This is a genomic window from Brucella pseudintermedia, assembly GCF_008932435.1.
GTDB classification, from domain to species: Bacteria; Pseudomonadota; Alphaproteobacteria; order Rhizobiales; family Rhizobiaceae; genus Brucella; species Brucella pseudintermedia.
The window spans coordinates 242,059-263,096 of record NZ_WBWE01000004.1; the positions used below are offsets into that span (position 1 = coordinate 242,059).

The following is a 21,038-nucleotide window of genomic DNA, read 5'->3' on the forward strand; positions in this document are numbered from 1 at the left end:
GTCAAGCATCGCCGTCTTCATCGTCGTCCGTTTCGGAAATCCAGGCAATCGGTTCAATCTTGCGCTGGGTTTTGCTGTCGGTGAATGTCCACCAGCCAGTATCCGTCTCGTCCCATTGACCGCCGCCGGCCTGCAATTGAGCAAGTGTTCGGTATTGGGCAATTGACTCGTTGCGCTGGTCGTCCTCGTCAGTCCAGACGACTGTTATCTTTCGGCCGTCTTTCGGGGCGGTGCTGATGGGCAGTTCCTTGCGCATATAACTATCACTCCGTTGCAATCGGGAATAATCATAGGGCAAGCGATGACAGCGGCAAGCCTGAACTCCGGGTTTCGGCTTGCCATGTTCATTATCCGGCGCGAGCGGCCTTTAGTGCCTTGCCCCACCAGATCAACTGGTCCAGCATATTCTTGGCCGCTTCCGCCAGATGAGGGAAATCATCCAGCTTGTTCTCGCCTTTAACGACCGCAAGATAGTCGGGGAAGAGGATATGGACGCCTGTTTTGACGGACATAGAGGACATTTCCACAGCGATCATCCGCAGTTGTTCGACAGCGCGAGCGCCACCGACGCCTCCGTAGCCAACGAAGCCCATCGGCTTCTGTATCCAGTCACCATAGTCGATAGCGTTCTTTAGAACGGCAGTTGGCGCATGATTATATTCAGCGGCGGTGAGAATATAAGCATCGAATTCCCGCAGTTTCGTTTTCCATTTGTCAGCGGTTTCTGCCTGAGCGGTCGTGGTGGATGTGTCGCCATAGAAACCCATCGGATAGTCCGCGACATCGAGAACTTCGACGTCCAGTTCGGGCCGTTCGGCAACAAGTTTCGCAATCCATTGGGCGGGGACCGGGGCAAAACGCTGTTCGCGCGTGCTGCCGATGATGACAGCGACTTTGAGATCGGACATAGATAACACCTCATTGAAGTAGTAACCATTAGAAACCGACGCTATATAAGTGACCAATTTTCGGCGCAAGGAGGCACTTTTATGAAACCGGGTAACTTCAAGGAAACCAGCGCTTGCAGGACCGTGACCGAGATTCTGTCCCGCGTTGGCGACAAATGGTCTGTGCTGGTGGTGAGTTATCTCGGCAATCGTCCGATGCGTTTCAACGAGTTGCGCCGAACGGTGGAAGGCATTTCTCAGAAAATGTTGACGACCACGTTGCGGAATCTGGAACGGGATGGCTTCGTCAATCGTACGATCTTTCCGACTATACCGCCTAAGGTAGAGTATGAACTGACTGACATGGGACGTGACCTTCTGCGACCGGTGCGTGCACTGGGTGAATGGGCAGTAGCCAACGAAGCAAAAGTGATGATGGCGCGTGCTCGATATGACGCAGTTGCTTCCAGCAAGGAGCGGATCGACGCGGCAGAATAAAGGCTGGTTTTTAGGGAGTGCAAGTGGAAAGACAGGCTGAAGCCTGTCTTTCCTGTTGCCCGAGACAGGACTTCCAAAGTGCGGGGGCAAACAGGAAGTCCGTCTCTATATCAATTCGGATTGACCATGATTGATGGTCCAGTGTCAATCAGAAGTTTCTAAAATAATAGATGCACGGTGGCAAACCGAAAGCAGAGTAAATTTTTCATAAATCACAACGGGTTACGACAAGCAAAAAGAAAGGCGGCCAGGGGCCGCCTTTCTCGCGTTTCAAAGAAATAAGGACGTGGCTTCTTAGAAGTCCATGCCGCCCATGCCGCCCATGCCGCCAGGCATGCCAGCCGGAGCTGCATCCTTCTTCGGCAGTTCGGCGATCATGGCTTCGGTCGTGATCAAGAGACCGGCAACCGATGCTGCATTCTGCAGGGCGGTGCGGACAACCTTGACCGGATCGACAACGCCAGCCTTGATCAGGTCGCCGAATTCACCGGTAGCGGTGTTGTAGCCGAAGGTTTCTTCGCTGTTTTCGAGGATCTTGCCAACGATGACCGAAGCTTCTTCACCGGCATTGGTCGTGATCTGGCGAGCCGGAGCCTGCAGAGCGCGACGAACGATGTTGATGCCAGCTTCCTGGTCGGCATTGATGCCCTTCGCAGTGATCTTGGCCGAAGCGCGGAGGAGGGCAGTGCCGCCGCCAGCAACGATGCCTTCTTCAACCGCAGCGCGGGTTGCATTCAGGGCGTCGTCAACGCGGTCCTTCTTTTCCTTCACTTCAACTTCCGTTGCACCGCCGACGCGGATGACGGCAACGCCGCCAGCGAGCTTGGCAAGGCGTTCCTGAAGCTTTTCACGGTCGTAGTCCGAAGAGGTTTCTTCGATCTGCTGCTTGATCTGGCCAACGCGAGCGTCGATTTCAGCCTTCTGGCCTGCACCGTCAACGATCGTGGTGTTTTCCTTGGAGATCGAAACCTTCTTTGCACGGCCGAGCATGTCGAGCGTGACGGTTTCGAGCTTGATGCCGAGGTCTTCGGAGATAACCTGACCGCCGGTGAGGATTGCGATATCTTCCAGCATGGCCTTGCGACGATCGCCAAAGCCCGGAGCCTTGACAGCAGCAATCTTCAGGCCGCCGCGCAGCTTGTTGACGACGAGAGTTGCAAGAGCTTCGCCTTCGACGTCTTCAGCAATGATGACGAGCGGCTTCGAGGTCTGAACAACAGCTTCCAGAACCGGCAGAAGAGCCTGAAGGTTCGAGAGCTTCTTTTCATGCAGAAGGATGTATGCGTCTTCGAGGTCAGCAACCATCTTTTCAGGGTTGGTGACGAAGTAAGGCGACAGGTAACCGCGATCGAACTGCATGCCTTCAACGACTTCAAGTTCGGTTTCGGCGGTCTTGGCTTCTTCAACCGTGATGACGCCTTCGTTGCCGACCTTCTGCATCGCTTCAGCGATCATCTTGCCGATTTCGGCTTCGCCGTTTGCGGAAATCGTGCCAACCTGGGCAACTTCTTCCGAGGTGTTGATCTTCTTGGCCTTGCCGAGAAGTTCTGCAACGACTTCCGAAACTGCGAGATCGATACCGCGCTTCAGGTCCATCGGGTTCATGCCGGCAGCAACAGCCTTGGCGCCTTCCTGAACGATAGCCTGACCGAGAACGGTAGCGGTCGTCGTGCCATCGCCAGCAGTGTCGTTGGTCTTGGAAGCAACTTCGCGCAGCATCTGTGCGCCCATGTTTTCGAACTTGTCTTCCAGTTCGATTTCCTTGGCGACCGATACGCCGTCCTTGGTGATGCGCGGAGCGCCGAAGGACTTGTCGATAACAACGTTACGACCCTTCGGGCCGAGCGTTACCTTAACAGCGTCAGCGAGGATATCGACGCCGCGCAGCATCTTTTCGCGCGCAGTACGGCCGAATTTTACGTCTTTAGCAGCCATTTTACTCTCCTGGGAATTGTCCCGGTCAGATTATGGTGAATTGGTTTTCAGGTAAGAGCGAAACCGCCCGAGGCTTGATTAGCCAACGATACCCAAAATGTCGGATTCCTTCATGATCAGCAGGTCTTCGCCGCCGATCTTGACTTCGGTGCCCGACCATTTGCCGAACAGAACCTTGTCGCCAGCCTTGACTTCCAGAGCAATCAGCTTGCCTGCTTCATCACGAGCGCCAGCGCCAACAGCGACGATTTCGCCTTCCTGCGGCTTTTCCTTGGCGGTGTCAGGGATGATGATGCCGCCGGCGGTCTTGGCTTCCGATTCAACGCGACGAACGACGACGCGGTCATGAAGCGGGCGGAACTTGATATCAGCCATGGTATAACCCTTGGTGTTATAGACGTTGAACCCGATTACGGATCGAACCGATCCGCGCTTGTTAGCACTCATCATGTGAGAGTGCTAACGTGGTTCTGAGATAGAAGGCGCGTCTGATCTTGTCAAGATTGCCTGATGAATTTGACAGGCGGATGATGGTTAATTTGCACCATCCTTAACGCACAACCACCATAGGGCAGGCGCAGCCGATACCCGCATATGGTGACGCTGTTGCCAATATCAATCGACGATGCGCAGATTGGACAGTTCGTCGCCGATCTGGCGAAAGGTTTCTGCGAGATTGCCGCCGGTAGAGTTCCAGAAAAGTTTCGCAGCTTTACCGTTTTCCATGCGAACGCGAGAATCGGACGAGCAGGACCTCAATAGATCGATCTGTGCCCTTTCATCGCTCTTGCTGCTGCTTAGATCGAGTGCGACGGTCATGATGACGATATTTGCGGCTTTTGCATTGTTGCAAAGTGTTTCAAATTTCGCATTCATCGCCTTGCCATAGACAGTGTTGTCCTGCGATACTGCTATATTCGTCTCCTGAAAAAGACGCGTACGCCCATATTCGGCAGGAACTTCGCGCGTATAGCCGTAGGCTGAATAATAAGACTGGTTGCCAGCCCGATCCGACCCGTTGCTTCCGAGTAGATACTTATAAGTGTAGTAGGTGTTCGCGCCATCGGTCAGAACGATAACGACTTTGTCATTTCCACGTTCGCTTTCGGGTCTGCCTTCGGTAAAAGGTGCCCCGTGAGCAATGGTACGCCATCCCCATGCCAATCCCTCGGGCACGTTCGTGCCCCCCTTCGGCTTCATGGCGTCAATTGCGTTCAAGATCGCCCTTTTGCCTTCAATTTTGGAGACATCAGTAAGTAGTGTTAGAGGAGAGGTCGTGCAGCTATAGTTGGGCCCGCCATCTTCACGAGGTGTCCTTGAAAACTGAAGATAATACTTCGTAACGTCGCGCTGTAGTTTTCTATAATCGCTACCACCTAAACTTTCGTTCCACCAATAGTTCAGGCCGCTGTCCCTGCTGCTGATATAGTATTCAGCCGGTGCGAACATTGGCACGAAGAGAGTCGCGGGATTGTCTGCCACGGGCGCGGAGACATCCAGTGCATATTTGCCGCTGCGGGCCTCAACGCATCCAGCCCATTTCAGCCATGATATATTATATCTTGCTATAATATCATTATATAACACAGCGCGAGAAAATGGCTTCCCGTCATCTTTTCCCCAGCCGGAGCCGGATTTGTAGAATCGTTTGCTGCCGACGGGATTCTCGATGATCTTACGATTGGCATCGATTGTGACAGGGAGATCGAAGTATTCGAAGCTGACTTTATTAAGCCCAGTGGTATCCATCCAGGCCGCATTTAGATATTGCGGGCCGACATTGACGGATCCGGCGAAGGGCACCAGAGAAAATTGCACGGGTTTTTCGACCCGCGTGATAATGGCAGATTGGGCAGCCATGGTCTCCACGAGTTGCTTCGCGGCATCCTTGAGCAATTCCATGCGTTTTTTGCTTGAGCCACTTCCCAGGTAATCCATAGAACCGGAATTATCGAGGACAAGCGCAACTTCGACCGTGTTCTTAAGTCTTACGGCTGACTGCATCGCGTATTTTTTATCGTCCCAGTCATTTCGGTCCGAACCCAGCAGGCGAGACGCTATGACTCCGAAAAGGGACTGATATGTGAAGTTGGCGGTTGCCCGCACTTGCTGGTCTGCTTGCGCTCCTTCTGGAAAACTGACCTGAAACTGCACTGCGTCAATGTTTATCGCCGTAAGGTTTGCGCCAAAGACCCGTGCTCCATAGGCCTGCATGTCGGATTGGGAGGCTCCGGTGGAGAACCTCTTGCCTACGGCCAAAGCTGCGGCATCCAGCGAAGCTTGCACATTGTTGCGCACGCGCATGAGATTGGCGGTGTCAACCGCGACCATGCCAGCGAGAAGCAGCGGCACTAGCACCAAAGCCGCGATCATGGCGAAGTTCCCGCGTTCGTCCTTCGCGAAGCGCAGGGTCGTCAAGTGAGGCAAGCGACGAAAAGCAAGCGGCTGAAGCCCGCCGACTTTAGTCATCCAGTTTTTCATTTTGGCCCCCGCCGACGGTTGTGCTCACAAGAGTTGAAATGGAAAGTTGTACCTGCTCCTATCAGTATCTTTCTAACAGTCAGTCACGAAGCAGGGTAAATGAACGATGAAGAATCGCATGGGATAATTGGACGCGCTTTAGCGGTCGGATTCGGGCCTAAAGGCCGTGACAGATGTGGTTGGCTACGCTAGATGGAGCGCTGGCAATCCATCAAACGGCCCTGGCGGTCTCGCCCTACAGACGAATTCTCAAGAGGAAACCATGAAGCAGCTTGAACGCCTCGACGATCTGACCGACCAGTACGATGTGCTGTTCTGCGATGTATGGGGCGTCGTGCACAACGGTGTGGCCGCTTATCCGGCTGCAATCGAGGCGCTGAAGCGCGCGCGCGCCAAGGGCGTCACGGTCGTTCTTGTAACCAATTCTCCCAGACCGCATCCCGATGTTGAAAAGCAGATGCTCGGTCTAGGCGTGCCTGCGGATACATATGATCGTGTTGTGACGTCGGGCGATGTAACCCGTGATCTGATCGCGGAAGGCCCTCGCAAGGTGTTTCATATCGGTTGCGAGCGCGAGCTGACCATCTATGACGGTCTCGACGTTGAGTTGGTCGAAGAATTTGACGCTTCGGGTGTCGTCTGTACCGGGCTTTATGATGACGAAAGCGAAACGCCGGACGATTACAAGGAATTGCTGGTCCGGTTGCGTTCGCGCAATTTGCCGTTCATTTGTGCCAACCCGGATATAATGGTTGAGCGCGGCTCCCGGCTGATCTGGTGCGCTGGCGCTCTTGCGCGGGAATATGGGCAGCTTGGCGGACGCACACTCATAGCTGGAAAGCCCCATCGTCCGATTTATGAAGCAGCGCTGCGGTTTGCGGAAGAAATTCGCGGGACGAAAGTCGAGAAAACGCGAATTCTTGGTATCGGAGACGGTGTTCTAACCGATGTCAAAGGGGCCGCCGATTTCGGGCTGGATGTGCTTTACATCTCCGGCGGAGTTCACGCGGCGGACTATACGACCGATGGCACTGTTGACATTGATCGAATGGAGGCGTTTCTCCAGAAGCATGGCAATCGCCCGGTTGCTGCGCTGAATGCTCTTGTTTGAATGAGGGCAACCTCTCACGACCAGTCAAAGACCAGATCAAAATGACCAAATCCAGCTTTCAGCGCCTTTCTGGAACGGATTCCCTGCCGGGACACCTGCACAATTGTGTGGTGGCGATCGGCAATTTCGATGGCGTTCATCGCGGTCATCAGGCCGTTCTCGAACGCGCGCTGGAGATCGCCAAAAAACGTGGGCTTCCGGCAGTGGTTTTAACTTTCGAGCCGCACCCGCGCAGTTTTTTCAAGCCCGATGCGCCGATAGATCGTTTGACCGCAGCGCCCAAGAAAGCTGAAATTCTGCGTTTGATGGGGTTCGATGCTGTCGTCGAACAGCCCTTCACTATTGAGTTTTCGTCCCGCTCGGCGGAAGATTTCGTCGAGCATATTCTGGTTGAAAGATTGCACGCGAGCTGTGTCGTCACTGGGTATGACTTTCATTTCGGCAAAGGACGGCGCGGGACACCGCAATTCCTTCAGAAAGCGGGAGAAACTGCCGGATTTACGGTGATGCTTGTCGATGCCTTTACAGATGAAGGCGATAATCTCGTCTCGTCGACCCGTATAAGAAATCTGCTTTGCGAAGGCGATGTCGCTCAAGCGGCGGGACTTCTCGGTTATCGTTATATGGTGTGCGGTGAAGTCATTCACGGCAAGAAGCTCGGGCGAACACTTGGGTTTCCCACTGCCAATATGCAAATTGATGCACAAGCAGGGCTGAAGCATGGCATTTACGCCGTCAGGTTCCGGCGCGCTGGTGGCGACATTTACGACGGTGTTGCGAGTTTCGGCCGGCGTCCAACCGTTGACAGTGACGGTGCTCCTCTGCTTGAAACTTTTCTTTTCGATTTTTCAGGCGACCTCTATGGCGAAACCGCTTGTGTATCGTTCTTCGGGTTCCTGCGCGGCGAGATAAAGTTCGATGGCCTTGACCCGCTTATCGAGCAGATGAAGCGTGATGATGCCGAGGCGCGAGCGCTGCTTGCAAGTGCCAGGCCGGTTTCTGAACTGGATCGCTTGCTTTCGTTCGCATGAGGCGAATTCGTGGTTGCTTTTTCCACTTAAAATTTAAATCAAATTTTACTTATTCTCGACCAAAAGAGAAAAATGCCTCAAAACTAGCTGGGGTACTTTTGTTGGAGTTTAATGTGGCACGTATTGTTCCTCTGGCGCTTGTTGCAGGTGCCGCATTTCTAATGAGCAGCCCGTTTGCTTTTTCCGCAGACGTTCAGCAGACGGATATTTATGCTGCGGAAACTGCGCAGCCGGCCCGCAAGCATTTTTGGTCAGGTGACTGGTATCTCAAGGTCGGTGCGGCTGGTCTCGTTGCTCCAAAATTCGAGGGTTCAAACAAGTACCGTTTTTCCGCCCAGCCGTTGATCTCGCTGGGTCGGCAGGGAGAGGCCACTCGCTTCTCGTCGCGAAATGACAACATATCTTTCGCCTTGATTGACAATGATCGCTTCCGCGTGGGGCTTGCTGGCAAGCTTCTCTTCGAACGTAATGACGATATTCATGGCCTGAAGGACACAAAGTTCGGCGGTGAGGCGGGCGCGTTTGTCGACGTTTATCCAACCGATTGGCTGCGTGTGCGCGGCGAAGTGCGCCATGGTATCCGTGCGCATAAGGGTGTCGTAGCGGACATTGCTGCCGATGCGTTCTATGACATTACGCCAACAATTCGCGTGTCAGGCGGTCCGCGTGCGACTTTCGCGTCGAAGGATTATTTCAAGACCTATTTTGGCGTCGATGCCGAGGAAGCGGCGGCGTCGGGGCTTTCAGAATACAATCCGGGTGGCGGCTTCAAGTCCGCCGGGGTTGGCGGCGCGATCACCTGGAAGGCAACCGACAAGATCGATACCAGCCTGTTCGGTGAGTATAGCCGTCTGCAAGGGGCGGCGAAGGATTCAAGCATCGTCAGGGAACGCGGCTCCCGTGATCAGTTCATGGTCGGCGTGTCGGCGACCTATCGCTTCGATTTCTCGCTGGATTGATGTGAGCCGCATTAATGTAAACATTTTCAGGGGCAGGGATGCAGTTTTATTGCGTCTTTGCCCCTTCGCCTCTTTATTCCTGTGAAGCTCATTGCTAAAAGCGTGCCCATGATGACGAATTTTCGGCTTATCATGACGGCCATACGAATTATTGGCCCGGCCTCCCGCTTTGCCTGAACGGCTGTTTTGCCAGGCAATTTGTGGTGCGGAGGTCCGGGAGCGACCGGCTGTGCTCTGCAGTCCCCTGTTTTCTTTGATCCACATGCCCGCCACTTCTGGCCGGGGCTTCACAGGCGAATACCCTCATGACTGAGACGACCAAAATCGATTACTCCAAAACCCTTTATCTCCCGCAGACCGAATTTCCGATGCGCGCCGGGCTTCCGCAGCGCGAGCCGCTTTTCGTCGAGCGTTGGGAGGGCATGAACCTCTATAAGAAGTTGCGTGAGCAGGCGAAGGATCGTCCGCTTTATGTGCTTCACGATGGTCCGCCCTACGCCAACGGCAACATCCACATCGGTCATGCGCTGAACAAAATCCTCAAGGACGTCATCACGCGTTCGTTCCAGATGCGCGGATACAACTCCAACTACGTTCCGGGCTGGGATTGCCACGGTCTGCCGATCGAATGGAAGATCGAGGAGAAATATCGCGCCGAAGGCAAGAACAAGGATGAGGTGCCGATCAACGAATTTCGCAGGGAATGTCGTGAATTTGCTGCCAGCTGGATCAAGGTCCAGACGGAAGAATTCAAACGCCTCGCCATCCTGGGCGACTTTGAAAACCCATACACGACGATGAATTTTCATGCCGAGGCGCGCATTGCCGGCGAATTGCTGAAGTTTGCCGCTTCCGGCCAGCTTTATCGCGGTTCCAAGCCGGTGATGTGGTCGGTGGTGGAGCGCACTGCACTTGCCGAAGCTGAAGTCGAATATCACGACGTCGAATCGGACATGATCTGGGTCAAATTCCCGGTTGCCGGGCAGAACGATCTCGCCGGTAGCGCCGTGGTGATCTGGACGACCACTCCATGGACCATTCCCGGCAATCGGGCTGTGTCCTATTCCTCGCGGATTGAATATGGCCTTTACGAAGTGACCGAAGCCGAGAACGACTTTGGACCGCGTCCGGGTGAAAAGCTCATCTTCGCTGACAAGCCCGCCGAAGAAAGCTTTGCGAAGGCTAAGCTTCAGTTCAAGCGTTTGCGTGGTATAGCGGCTGACGAATTGGGAAAAATCGTACTCGATCATCCGCTTAAGGGTTTTGGCGGCGGTTATGAGTTCGTTGTGCCCATGCTTGACGGCGATCACGTCACTGACGATGCGGGCACGGGCTTTGTGCATACCGCGCCGAGCCACGGTCGCGAAGACTTTGAAGCCTGGATGAACAATGTCCGCGAACTGGAAGCGCGGGGTATCGATCCAAGCATCCCGTTCCCTGTTGACGATGCCGGCTTCTATACCAAGGACGCGCCGGGCTTCGGTCCGGATCGCGAAGGCGGTCCTGCACGGGTTATCGACGATAACGGCAAGAAGGGCGACGCCAATAAGTCGGTGATGGATCAATTGATCGCCCGCGATAAACTTTTCGCCCGCGGTCGTCTGAAGCACTCCTATCCGCATTCGTGGCGCTCAAAGAAACAGGTCATCTTCCGTAACACGCCGCAATGGTTCGTCTATATGGATAAGAACCTTGGTGACGGCACCACGCTGCGCTCGCGTGCGCTGAAGGCCATCGACGACACGCGTTTCGTTCCGGCTGCCGGTCAGACGCGCCTGCGCTCTATGATCGAAGGCCGCCCGGACTGGGTGCTTTCGCGTCAGCGCGCATGGGGCGTGCCGATCTGCGTTTTCGTGGACGAAGAAGGCAACATCCTTCAGGACGACGCGGTGAACAAGCGCGTGCTTGATGCTTTTGAGGCGGAAGGCGCCGATGCATGGTTTGCCGAAGGTGCGCGCGAGCGCTTCCTCGGCAACCGCGCCAATGAACCATGGGTGCAGGTGCGTGACATTCTAGACGTATGGTTCGATTCTGGTTCGACTCATACCTTCACCCTGGAAGATCGCCCGGACATGAAGTGGCCGGCAGACGTCTATCTCGAAGGTTCGGACCAGCATCGCGGCTGGTTCCACTCGTCGCTTTTGGAAAGCTGCGGCACGCGCGGTCGCGCGCCGTATAACGCCGTCGTGACCCACGGTTTCACCATGGACGAGCACGGCAAGAAAATGTCGAAGTCGCTCGGCAATACGGTGACCCCGCAGGATGTCATCAAGGAATCCGGCGCAGATATTCTGCGTCTGTGGGTCATGACGACCGATTATTGGGAAGATCAGCGGCTCGGCAAGAGCATCATCCAGACCAATATCGACGCCTATCGCAAGCTGCGCAACACCATCCGCTGGATGCTGGGCACACTGGCGCATGACGAAGGCGAAAACGTCGCTTATGCCGATCTGCCGGAACTGGAGCGCTTGATGCTGCATCGTCTGACCGAGCTGGATGAAGTCGTCCGTTCCGGTTATGATGCATTCGACTTCAAGCGCATTGCGCGTGCGCTGATCGATTTCATGAATGTCGAACTTTCGGCCTTCTATTTCGATATTCGCAAGGACGCGCTTTATTGCGATGCACCCTCGAGTGTTCGCCGCAAGGCCGCGCTTCAGACCGTGCGCGAAATCTTCGACCGCCTGACGACATGGCTTGCGCCGATGCTGCCTTTCACCATGGAAGAAGCATGGCTCGACCGTTATCCGCAGTCGGTTTCGGTTCATGCCGAGCAGTTCCGTCCGACGCCAGCCGAATGGCGTGACGATGTGCTGGCTGAAAAGTGGCGCAAGGTGCGCGCGGTTCGCCGCGTTGTCACCGGCGCTCTGGAACTGGAACGCGCCGACAAGCGTATCGGGTCGTCGCTGGAGGCATCACCGGTGGTCCATATCTCCGACAAGAGCTTGAGCGATTCACTCGAAGGTCTTGATTTTGCGGAAATCTGCATCACCAGCGGTATCGCGTTCAGCGATGCGGATGCACCGGAAGGTGCATTCACGCTTGCCGATGTGAAGGGCGTGGCAGTCGTTCCGGCTCGCGCCAAGGGCGAGAAATGCGCGCGCTCATGGCGCTATACGACGGATGTGGGATCTGACCCGGAGTTTCCGGAAGTATCGGCCCGCGATGCGGCGGCGCTGCGCGAGTTGAAGGCTCTGGGCAAGCTCGACGCGTGAAGAATAAATCCCCGGTATGAGCCAATGCCGGGGATTGACTGAATGCTGTGGGTTTTAAATCCGGTTCGGGACATGATGAAATAGCCGTCAACTCCGGATTGCGACATGGGATGCTCTCATGTAAAAGGCTGTCCACGGATAAATTCACGATCTGCCTTGGAGTTGCCGGTTTTTTGAGGCAAGGCACACTGTGCAAGCCTCGCAATATAAGAATCGGCTGGCGTAAAAGAAGTGGCGCTAATGAAGATTGACGGACGAGTTCTGATACTGATGACGGCTACGGCGGGTCTTTCGCTGTCGGGCTGCGTGTCTTCGCCAACCTATGGAACCGACAAGACGGCGGGAGCGCAGCTTCTCGACGATATGTCGAATATGGCGAGCTTCGGACAGGGTAAGAACAAGAAAGAGCGCATCGACTACAAACCGCGTCCCGATCTGGTCCGTCCGGCTCCGGGTGAAAAGGGCCAATTGCCCGCTCCGCAGCAAAGTGTTGCCAGCGCCAATGATCCGAACTGGCCGGAATCGCCGGAACAGCGCCGCAAGCGTTTGCGCGACGAGATTACCGCCAACCGCGACGATCCGAATTTCGTATCTCCGGTCGTTCAGGACGTGCCGGTGGCCTCCAATATTCAGGCCGCGTTGCCGCGCGGCAATAGCCGCCGCGAAGACTATGAGTCCCGTACACCCACATTCGATCCGGCCAAGGTTGCAGCCTATAAGGCCGCTCGCCAGCAGCAGGTTCAGGGTTCTTCCACGACGCGCCGCTATCTGAGCGAGCCGCCGCTTGCATACCGCCAGCCCGCATCTACCGCTGCAGTTGGCGAATTGGGCACGGATGAGGCGCAGAAGGAACGTGAGCGCAAGAAGGCCGCCGGGAAGTCCAAGGGTTGGCGTGATTATCTGCCCTGGAATTAGGGAATATCGGCAAAAATCCGAAGCATCTACGCTGGAAAATCAGTCCATTGGACTGATTTCTGGTGTTGATTCGCGCTGAGCACGATACGTTTTTCAAAACAATATTCAAAACGATTTCTAGACCTCAATATTTTCTGGGGCGGATATAGTATATTTTTATCTTTCAAGCATATTAATGTCATAATATGATTAATATTGCAAAATTTTTGTTTTTGATGTATAGGTTTGGAATACTAATAAGTTTGTTATTAAATTGTTAAATTAGTTATATATAAAGGAGTATTCAATGTCTTTGGATTCTGAAAACAGAATTTGGGATAACCGAAGTGGTTATGGCATTGTTAGCAGAAATTTTCATTGGATAATGGCTTTTTTGTTTGCCTTTGAATTCGGCATTTCATTTATTCATCTCTTGTTCAAGGGCTCTGCAATTGATGACCTTCTCTGGACGAAGCATATGCAGCTAGGGGTAATTCTTTTGTTGCTGGTTATGTTTCGCGCGCTGTGGGGTGCGTTGAATATCGTCGGGCGTCCGTACGAGGTGAGTATGGCGGGCAGGCTGGCGGTGCTCGGCCATCTGGCTATTTATGCGTTGATGTTTGTTGTTCCCGCCTTGGCGCTCCTGCGCAGTTATGGACGTGGGCGTGGCTTTTCGTTTCTAGGCATCGAACTATTCCAGCAGACCGGTATTGTGAATGAGACGCTGACTGCGCCGGGCGATGCTCTGCATAGCTTGTTGGGCTGGGTATTGCTGGTTACGGTAGCAGGCCACGCATCGATAGCATTGATCCACCATTTTGTTCTGCGTGACGATACGTTGCGCTATATGGCCGGGCGAAAAAAGACCGGCGTCTGAATCCGATAAGCAGCTTACGGAGCTGGTTTATAGTAGATCGCATCCCTGACGCCATTTCGCAGTTCAGGGATGCGATCAGGTCAGGTCGAGTCCCACTCGAATCGCGCTTGTTTTATGGAATTCTTTCATAAGATTTCTGATCGCTTCTTCCAAAAATTCCGTGTAGGGCTCCAGCGTCACATAGAAATGGCAATCGGGAAGTTGCTCAAATTGAGCAGCCAGTTACGCTCCGCAGCAAAGTGTTGCCACCGCTACGATCCAAGTTGGCCGGAAACGCCGGGACCGCGCTGCAGGCGTCTGCACGCCAAAATTACCGGCAACCGCGGCGATCCAAGTTTCCTATCTCCGGTCGTTCAGGATGTGCGGCGGCGTCCATATTCAGGCCGCGTCGCTGCACGGCAATAACGTCGAAGACCACGAGGCACCCACACCGACATTCGTGAGCGCAAGAACGCCGCCGGAGGTCCAAGGATTGGCGAGATTATTTGCCTTGCAACTAAGGTCTAACTGTTTGATCTCAGACTTTGATCAGGGAGCAGTGAGATATTTACTGCAGCTTATTCTATTTATGGAGAGGCCGTCTGTGGTCTTTCGTAGATTATTAAATTTTTGTAATTTTTGCTCTCATGCCGCGTAATTTGATTTCAATCAAAGATATATTTCCAATAGATACGCACGTTGTAAGCTCCGAGAGTAAGGTGTGATGCGATGAGCAAAACGAATGTTTTTTTTGATAATCGAGATGGGTACGGTCTGATCAGCAGGGCCTTTCATTGGTCGATGGCTATATTGTTTCTGTGGCAGTTCATATCCGCCATTCTTCGTATCTTTGCCAAGAATACGATGGTTTATGATTTTTTTTGGGCTGCGCATCACCAGCTTGGTTTCGCGCTTCTGATACTTGTGCTGATGCGGGGGGGCTGGGGATTGTTGAATATTCGCAGGCGCCCTCATAAACATAGCTTTGCTGGCAAATTGGCTCTGCTGGGGCATCTGGTTATCTACGGGCTGATGTTTGCAGTTCCGGCCGTAGCTTTGCTGCGCACATATGGAAGCGGGCGAGGCTTCTCGTTTCTTGGTGTTCAGATTTTCGAGCAAACGGGCGTGCAGAATGCGGCACTAACCGCTCCCGGTAACGCATTGCATGGCTTGCTCGGATGGGTGTTGCTTGCGGCAGTTGCCGGGCATGTGCTGATGGCACTCTTCCACCACTTCGCGCTGCGTGATGATACGCTGCGCTATATGACCGGACGCAGAGCCCTGAGCTGACAGTTCAGCGTCTTTCCCGGAAGAAATCCTTGAGAATTGCCTGGGCTTCGCTTTCTGAGAAGCCTGCATAAATTTCCGGTACATGATGACAGGTTGGCTGCGTGTAAAAGCGCGGCCCATATTCTATGCCTCCACCTTTCGGATCGGAAGCGCCGTAATAGAGACGACGTATGCGGGCGAAAGAAATGGCGGCCGCACACATCGCACACGGCTCCAGCGTGACATAGAGATCGCAGCCGACCAGACGTTCGGATTGCAGAATTTCTCCCGCGGCGCGGATCGCTAGCACTTCGGCGTGAGCGGTTACGTCATTGAGTTCGCGTGTACGGTTGCCCGCCCTCGCGATGACCATGCCTTGATGTGTGATGACTGCACCGATGGGAACTTCTTCACGTGCGCCGGCAGCTCGCGCTTCGTCAAGCGCGATCTTCATGGGATTGGGCCCATCGTGGTTCAGGATCCCGGCATCATTGCTCATGCCTGCTCCATTTCGTGCGTTCTTTCGGAAATTTCGCTCGCAAGCCATGGAGCGATTTGTTACTGCATAATTCTCGAAATCGAAACCGATTTGCGAACGGATTTATGCGGCGTTCCTGTTTCCGGCTGTCTCTTGCCTGTGCTTAAAGGTGTAGGATGACACGGCAGCGCTGCTGAAAGGCCAATACCAGATGACTACAGATGACGATAACAAGGACGGGAAGCGTCCTCATGGCCGTGGAGGGCGTTCTGATCGCCCCGGACGGCCAGACCGCGACAGCCGTCCACGCCGCGACGATGGTGGCCGCGATAAGCCGCGTAAATTCGGATCTCGTAATGCCGAAGGGCAGGATGACACGAGCGAGCGTATAGCCAAGCGTCTGGCGCGCGCGGGCATAGCCTCCCGCCGCGAAGCGGAAACGATGATTGCAGCGGGCCGTATCTCCGTGAACGGCAAGGTGCTGGAAAGCCCGGCAGTCAATGTCAAACGCACGGACATTATCACGGTTGACGGCAAGCCTTTGAAGCAGGCCGAACGCACTCGCCTCTGGCTGTATCACAAACCGGCTGGCCTTGTGACGACCAATCGTGACCCCGAAGGCCGTCCAACCGTATTCGAAGCGCTGCCCGCCGAAATGCCGCGGGTGCTTTCGGTTGGGCGTCTCGATATCAATACCGAAGGTCTCTTGCTGCTCACCAACGATGGCGGGTTGTCGCGAGTTCTGGAGCTGCCTTCCACCGGCTGGCTGCGTCGCTATCGCGTGCGCGCGCATGGCAAGGTGACGCAACAGCAGCTGGACGAGCTGAAGAACGGGATCGCGGTTGATGGCGTGTTCTACGGCAGCGTCGAGGCCGAACTTGAGCGCGTGCAGGGCGCGAATGTCTGGATCTCCATCGGCTTGCGCGAAGGCAAGAATCGGGAAGTGAAGAACATTCTCGGTGCGCTGGGCCTGACGGTCGGACGGCTTATCCGTGTTTCATTCGGTCCGTTCCAGCTTGGCGATCTTGAAGAAGGCGCTGTCCGCGAAATCAAGGGCCGGACGCTGCGGGACCAGCTTGGCGACAAGCTGATAGATGAATCGGGTGCAGATTTTGATGCGCCGATCTTGAACGAGTTTTCCAATGCCGCTGTTCAGGGGCGTACTCGCCGCGACATGGAGGAAGGTCAGCCGGGGCAGGAAGGTGAAACCCGTCGGGCCCCACGGGAGCGCGAGTGGATTTCCAGTCGCCCCGAACGCCGCCGCGGACGCGATGACAAGACAGAAAAGGTCGAGCCGCGCCGTCGCGGCAACGCCAATGTCTGGATGGCTCCGGGCGCGCGTCCGAAGGGAGAAAAAGCTGCGGCGAAGCCGGCACGTGTCGAACACCAGGTTCCGCATCGTTCCGCAAAGTTCAGCGGTGACCTGCAAATGCGCCCGCGCCGGGTTCCCGAAGGTGAGCAGGGGCGGGATGAAGGCGGCGAGCGCCGCTACAGCAAGCGTGCGGAAGGCCGTTTCGATAAGGATTCCCGTCCATTGCGTCCGCGCCCGGAAGGAAATCGTTCGGAAGAGGAGCGTCCAGAGCGCCGCGAACCGCGTGAGGATGGACGTAAGGAACGTCGTCCCGGCAAACGCGAGCGTGCAGAATTGCGCGATGCAGAAGGCCGTGTAGGAGAACGCGGTAAGGGCGGCTTCGAAGGCCGCAAGTCAGATAAGCACGGCGGGCCGCGTGCGGAAGGCCGTTTTGGCGCTTCCGGCCGCGATACGCGCTCAGGCCCGCGGAGCGGCAGGCCGGAAGGCAAACCAGGCGGCGGGCCGGGTGGGAAGCCGGGCGGCGGCAAGCCCGGGGGTGGCAGAACTGGAGGCGGCGGTGCGGATCGTCGGCGGTAAGCTGCGCGGGCGCGCACTTGTAACGCCTTCAACCAACGCCATTCGCCCCACCACCGACCGCACCCGCGAGAGCCTTTTCAACATTCTCGCGCATAATTTCCCGGACAAGGTGGAGGGCGCACGCGTTCTCGACCTGTTTGCAGGTACTGGCGCGCTTGGTCTGGAGGCTTTGTCGCGTGGTGCGCGCTATGCGACCTTTGTAGAGGAATCTGCAGAAGGCCGGGGACTGTTGCGCCAAAATATCGAGGCCTTCGGTCTGCAGGGGCATACCAAGATCTTGCGGCGTGACGCCTGCCAGTTGGGCATCGTCGGCACGATGGAGCCGTTCGATCTCGTCTTTGCTGACCCCCCTTATGGGCGGCGTATGGGAGAAAAGGCATTTTTATCAGCGCTTCAAGGCGGCTGGCTTAATCCTGACGCACTTTTGGTGCTTGAAGAGGATGCCGAGGCGGTGCTTGAACTCGATGAACGATTCGTCGTCCTCGAAGAGCGCAACTACGGAGGCACGATCATTCGGCTGATCCGGCTGAAGGCCGCCGATTGAAATTAGCGGACGAATAGGGTCCGCATCGAATTGATATGCTGTCCGGAGAGCCGGATGGTAATGAAACCGATTGGAGATGTCGCTTGGTGAAGAACCCCTCACTCCGGCGCTTGCTATTGTCCACCGCTTTGGGTTTCGTGCTGGCTTTACCTTTGGCAGACGGTTTTGTGCGGGCAGAAAGCCAACCTGCTGCTGCCACCGAAGCGCAGCCTGTTCCCTCATCGCCGACAGCCCCTGAACAAGCAGTGCTTCCCGAAATTTCCCAGTCGGACGGGGTCAGCTATTTCACACTGCCGAACGGCTTGGAAGTAATCGTCATGCCCGATCATCGCGCCCCGGTGGTTACGCAGATGATCTGGTATCATGTCGGATCGGCGGACGAAGCGCCGGGCGTTTCAGGCATTGCGCATTTTCTCGAACATCTGATGTTCAAGGGAACGAAAAACCACCCTGCCGGTGAGTTTTCGGCGAAAGTTGCCTCCATTGGCGGACAGGAAAACGCCTTTACCTCCTATGATTACACGGCCTATTTCCAGCGCGTGTCTCCTGAAGCTCTGGAAATGGTGATGCAATTCGAGTCTGACCGGATGGAAAATCTGGTGCTCAACGAAGAAGCTGTGAAAACTGAACGGGATGTTATTCTGGAAGAGCGACGCATGCGGGTCGATTCCAATCCCGCTTCCATGCTGATGGAAAATACCGACGCTGTTCTTTTCTATAACCATCCCTATCGCAAGCCCGTCATCGGGTGGCAACAGGAGATGGAAAAGCTGAGCCTGAAAAACGCGATTGATTTTTATCAGCAATACTACACACCGAATAACGCGACGCTCGTGATAGCCGGAGACGTTTCGCCGGAACGCGTACGCGAACTGACCTTGAAAACCTGGGCAAACGTTCCAAAGCGCGCTGAAGTCCTGCCGCGCGAACGTCCACAAGAACCCAGGAAGCATGCCGCCCGCATCGTGACGCTTCACGATGAGCGCGTGAGCACGCCTTCATTTCGGGTGTCCTGGCTCGTGCCGTCATACGCGAATGAAAAGCGGTTTCCCAATGCAAAACCGGGAGATGCACCCGCTCTGGATCTCCTGAGCGAAATTCTCGGCGGCTCGTTGCGTTCGCGTCTTTATCAGGAGTTGATAGTCAGACAGGGCATCGCTTCCAATACAGGTGCAAGCTATGGCGGCGATGCGCTCGATGACGGTACGTTCTCGGTTTATGGTGCCCCGCGCAATGGCGCGACACTGGGTGATGTCGAAAAAGCCGTCGATGCGGAAGTCGCACGGATCATCAGGGAGGGCGTCAGCCAGACCGAACTCGATCAGGCTCGGAACCGTTTCCTCAAAGCGGTCATTTTTGCGCGTGACAGCCAGACGGGCATGGCGCGGATTTATGGCTCGTCGCTTTCCGTTGGACAAACGGTCGATGATATCCAGAAATGGCCAGAGGTCATCAAGGGCGTTACAGTAGACCAGATTAAAGACGTGGCGTCACGTTATCTTGTCGAGGACCAATCGGTAACCAGCTACCTGCTTCCACCGAATGCAGAACCGCAAAGCGCTCGGGAAAACCCGGACGCATCGCCAGAAGGCGTCGGGGGCAATGGTTCGGGAGGAACGATCCAGTGAAGAACATTCTTATGTTGAACTTCCAACGTGTTCTCGCATTTCGCTATGCCCGCTCTGTAGTTGGCATGTTCGCGGTATCAATGACATTGTTGATCGTGTGTGCCTTGCCTGCGCGCGCCATCGAAATTCAGGAGGTCGTCTCTCCAAAGGGCGTTCGAGCTTGGCTGGTCGAAGATGGCTCGGTTCCGCTCATTTCGATGCGTTTTTCCTTCAAGGGCGGCACGTCGCAGGATCCTTCCGGCAAGGAAGGCTTGGCTAACCTGATGACAGGGCTTTTCGATGAAGGCGCAGGCGATCTGAAATCGGATGCGTTTCAGGAACGGATGGATAATCTGGGCGCGGAGATGAGCTTTTCCGCGACGCAGGATTCGGTTTCGGGCGGCATCCGGATGCTTGCCGAAAATCGCGATGCAGTAACCGGTCTGCTCGCTCTTGCCGTCAACAAGCCTCGTTTCGATCAGGACGCCGTCGACCGCATACGTCAGCAAGTCGTTGCCAGTATCGAAGCTTCGCAACGGGATCCTTCGACGATAGCATCGCGCAAGTTTTCAGAAGTTCTTTACGGCAGTCATCCTTATGCGCGACCCAATGACGGCACGGTAAAGTCGCTGCAGTCGATCGCCCGTGACGATCTGGTGAATTTTCATCGCAAGAATTTTGCCCGTGACCACCTGACAATAGGCGTCGTAGGGGCCATCAATGCGAAGGATTTGGGTGCGTTACTGGACAAGGTGTTCGGTGAACTGCCAGCAATGGCTGAACTGGTTCCCGTGCCGGATGCCAAACTGGCACTCGGTACAACGACCAGCCTCAATTTCGATATGCCACAGACCTCGATCAGCTTCGTATATCCAGCGATTCCGCGCAAGGATCCGGAGTTTTTCGCGGCCTATCTCATGAATCATATCCTAGGCGGCGGCTTCACCTCGCGTCTTTATGCCGAGGTGCGCGAAAAGCGTGGCCTTGCGTATTCGGTCTCTTCCTCCATGATTTTGCGCGATCATGTGTCAGCATTGATGATCTCGACAGCAACCCGTCCGGACAAGGCACAGGAATCTTTGAAAATCATTCGCGAGCAAGTTGCCGCGATGGCTGCCGATGGACCGACGGAAGAGGAACTCGCTGCTGCGAAGAGCTTCCTCAAAGGGTCTTACGCGGTCAATAATCTGGATTCGTCCGCGGCAATCGCTGAAACTCTGGTGAGCTTGCAGGAAGCAGGGCTCCCGCGTGATTATATCGGCAAGCGCTCGGAGTTGATTGATGCCGTGACGCTGGATCAAGTCAAAGCGATTGCCAAAAAGCTGCTCGAAGCAGAACCAGCTATTCTGATTTTCGGTCCGGCCCAAAGCTGACAGGTGGCA

General features: G+C 55.1%; 18 protein-coding genes. 12 read left to right on the forward strand and 6 right to left on the reverse strand.

What is annotated here, in order from left to right; genetic code table 11:
* Position 1: 1 nt before the first annotated feature.
* Positions 2-256, reverse strand: a complete 255-nt coding sequence (locus F9K78_RS07345) for a hypothetical protein (protein WP_121986288.1) — start codon at positions 254-256, stop codon at positions 2-4.
* Positions 257-347: 91 nt separating this feature from the next.
* Positions 348-908 (reverse strand): NADPH-dependent FMN reductase, encoded by a 561-nt coding sequence (locus tag F9K78_RS07350; protein WP_121986289.1) that lies wholly within the window; start codon positions 906-908, stop codon positions 348-350.
* A gap of 81 nt (positions 909-989) precedes the next feature.
* On the opposite strand from F9K78_RS07350, the gene F9K78_RS07355 reads away from it, so the two are divergent.
* A complete protein-coding gene (locus F9K78_RS07355) occupies positions 990-1,385 on the forward strand; it encodes a winged helix-turn-helix transcriptional regulator (protein WP_121986290.1) in 396 nt (131 codons plus the stop codon).
* A 294-nt stretch (positions 1,386-1,679) separates the two neighbouring features.
* Here the strand turns inward: F9K78_RS07355 and groL are convergent, their stop codons facing one another.
* The 3 genes from groL to F9K78_RS07370 all read right to left on the reverse strand — a co-directional run bounded on the left by groL (position 1,680) and on the right by F9K78_RS07370 (position 5,801).
* Complete coding sequence (gene groL / locus F9K78_RS07360; RefSeq protein WP_121980997.1) at positions 1,680-3,320, reverse strand: chaperonin GroEL; 1,641 nt, start codon at positions 3,318-3,320, stop codon at positions 1,680-1,682.
* 78 nt (positions 3,321-3,398) lie between these two features.
* Positions 3,399-3,695 (reverse strand): co-chaperone GroES, encoded by a 297-nt coding sequence (gene groES, locus F9K78_RS07365; RefSeq protein ID WP_006472506.1) that lies wholly within the window; start codon positions 3,693-3,695, stop codon positions 3,399-3,401.
* Between the two features lie 240 nt (positions 3,696-3,935).
* Positions 3,936-5,801: a pilus assembly protein TadG-related protein gene (locus F9K78_RS07370; protein ID WP_121986291.1), complete on the reverse strand. Its 1,866-nt coding sequence runs from the start codon at positions 5,799-5,801 to the stop codon at positions 3,936-3,938.
* Between the two features lie 262 nt (positions 5,802-6,063).
* Between F9K78_RS07370 and F9K78_RS07375 the strand changes: the two genes are divergently transcribed.
* The 7 genes from F9K78_RS07375 (at position 6,064) to F9K78_RS07405 (ending at position 15,160) form a co-directional block, all read left to right on the forward strand.
* Positions 6,064-6,912, forward strand: coding sequence for a TIGR01459 family HAD-type hydrolase (locus F9K78_RS07375; protein ID WP_121986292.1), 849 nt, complete (start codon positions 6,064-6,066; stop codon positions 6,910-6,912).
* Positions 6,913-6,953: 41 nt separating this feature from the next.
* Positions 6,954-7,943 carry a bifunctional riboflavin kinase/FAD synthetase gene (locus F9K78_RS07380; RefSeq protein ID WP_121986293.1) on the forward strand — a complete coding sequence of 330 codons (990 nt, stop codon included), beginning with the start codon at positions 6,954-6,956 and terminating at the stop codon, positions 7,941-7,943.
* 98 nt (positions 7,944-8,041) lie between these two features.
* Entirely contained in the window at positions 8,042-8,902 is an 861-nt protein-coding gene (locus F9K78_RS07385; protein ID WP_121986294.1) for a MipA/OmpV family protein, read from the forward strand.
* Between the two features lie 305 nt (positions 8,903-9,207).
* On the forward strand, positions 9,208-12,120 hold the full coding sequence (gene ileS, locus F9K78_RS07390; RefSeq protein ID WP_121986295.1) for an isoleucine--tRNA ligase: 2,913 nt from the start codon (positions 9,208-9,210) through the stop codon (positions 12,118-12,120).
* A gap of 240 nt (positions 12,121-12,360) precedes the next feature.
* Positions 12,361-13,035 (forward strand): hypothetical protein, encoded by a 675-nt coding sequence (locus tag F9K78_RS07395; RefSeq protein WP_121980992.1) that lies wholly within the window; start codon positions 12,361-12,363, stop codon positions 13,033-13,035.
* 292 nt (positions 13,036-13,327) lie between these two features.
* Positions 13,328-13,891 carry a cytochrome b gene (locus tag F9K78_RS07400; RefSeq protein WP_121986358.1) on the forward strand — a complete coding sequence of 188 codons (564 nt, stop codon included), beginning with the start codon at positions 13,328-13,330 and terminating at the stop codon, positions 13,889-13,891.
* Between the two features lie 708 nt (positions 13,892-14,599).
* On the forward strand, positions 14,600-15,160 hold the full coding sequence (locus F9K78_RS07405; protein ID WP_121986296.1) for a cytochrome b: 561 nt from the start codon (positions 14,600-14,602) through the stop codon (positions 15,158-15,160).
* A gap of 4 nt (positions 15,161-15,164) precedes the next feature.
* Here the strand turns inward: F9K78_RS07405 and F9K78_RS07410 are convergent, their stop codons facing one another.
* The gene (locus F9K78_RS07410) at positions 15,165-15,638 is read right to left on the reverse strand and encodes a nucleoside deaminase (RefSeq protein WP_121986297.1); all 474 of its coding nucleotides are present in this window, start codon (positions 15,636-15,638) and stop codon (positions 15,165-15,167) included.
* A gap of 190 nt (positions 15,639-15,828) precedes the next feature.
* On the opposite strand from F9K78_RS07410, the gene F9K78_RS07415 reads away from it, so the two are divergent.
* The 4 genes from F9K78_RS07415 (at position 15,829) to F9K78_RS07430 (ending at position 21,029) form a co-directional block, all read left to right on the forward strand.
* A complete protein-coding gene (locus F9K78_RS07415; RefSeq protein ID WP_121986298.1) occupies positions 15,829-17,505 on the forward strand; it encodes a pseudouridine synthase in 1,677 nt (558 codons plus the stop codon).
* Positions 17,486-18,049 (forward strand): 16S rRNA (guanine(966)-N(2))-methyltransferase RsmD, encoded by a 564-nt coding sequence (rsmD, locus tag F9K78_RS07420; RefSeq protein WP_121986359.1) that lies wholly within the window; start codon positions 17,486-17,488, stop codon positions 18,047-18,049. Before F9K78_RS07415 ends, rsmD begins: the two co-directional genes overlap by 20 nt.
* 86 nt (positions 18,050-18,135) lie before the next feature.
* On the forward strand, positions 18,136-19,677 hold the full coding sequence (locus tag F9K78_RS07425; protein ID WP_151682118.1) for a M16 family metallopeptidase: 1,542 nt from the start codon (positions 18,136-18,138) through the stop codon (positions 19,675-19,677).
* An 11-nt stretch (positions 19,678-19,688) separates the two neighbouring features.
* Positions 19,689-21,029, forward strand: coding sequence for a M16 family metallopeptidase (locus tag F9K78_RS07430; protein WP_174813372.1), 1,341 nt, complete (start codon positions 19,689-19,691; stop codon positions 21,027-21,029).
* The last annotated feature ends 9 nt before the right edge of the window (positions 21,030-21,038 follow it).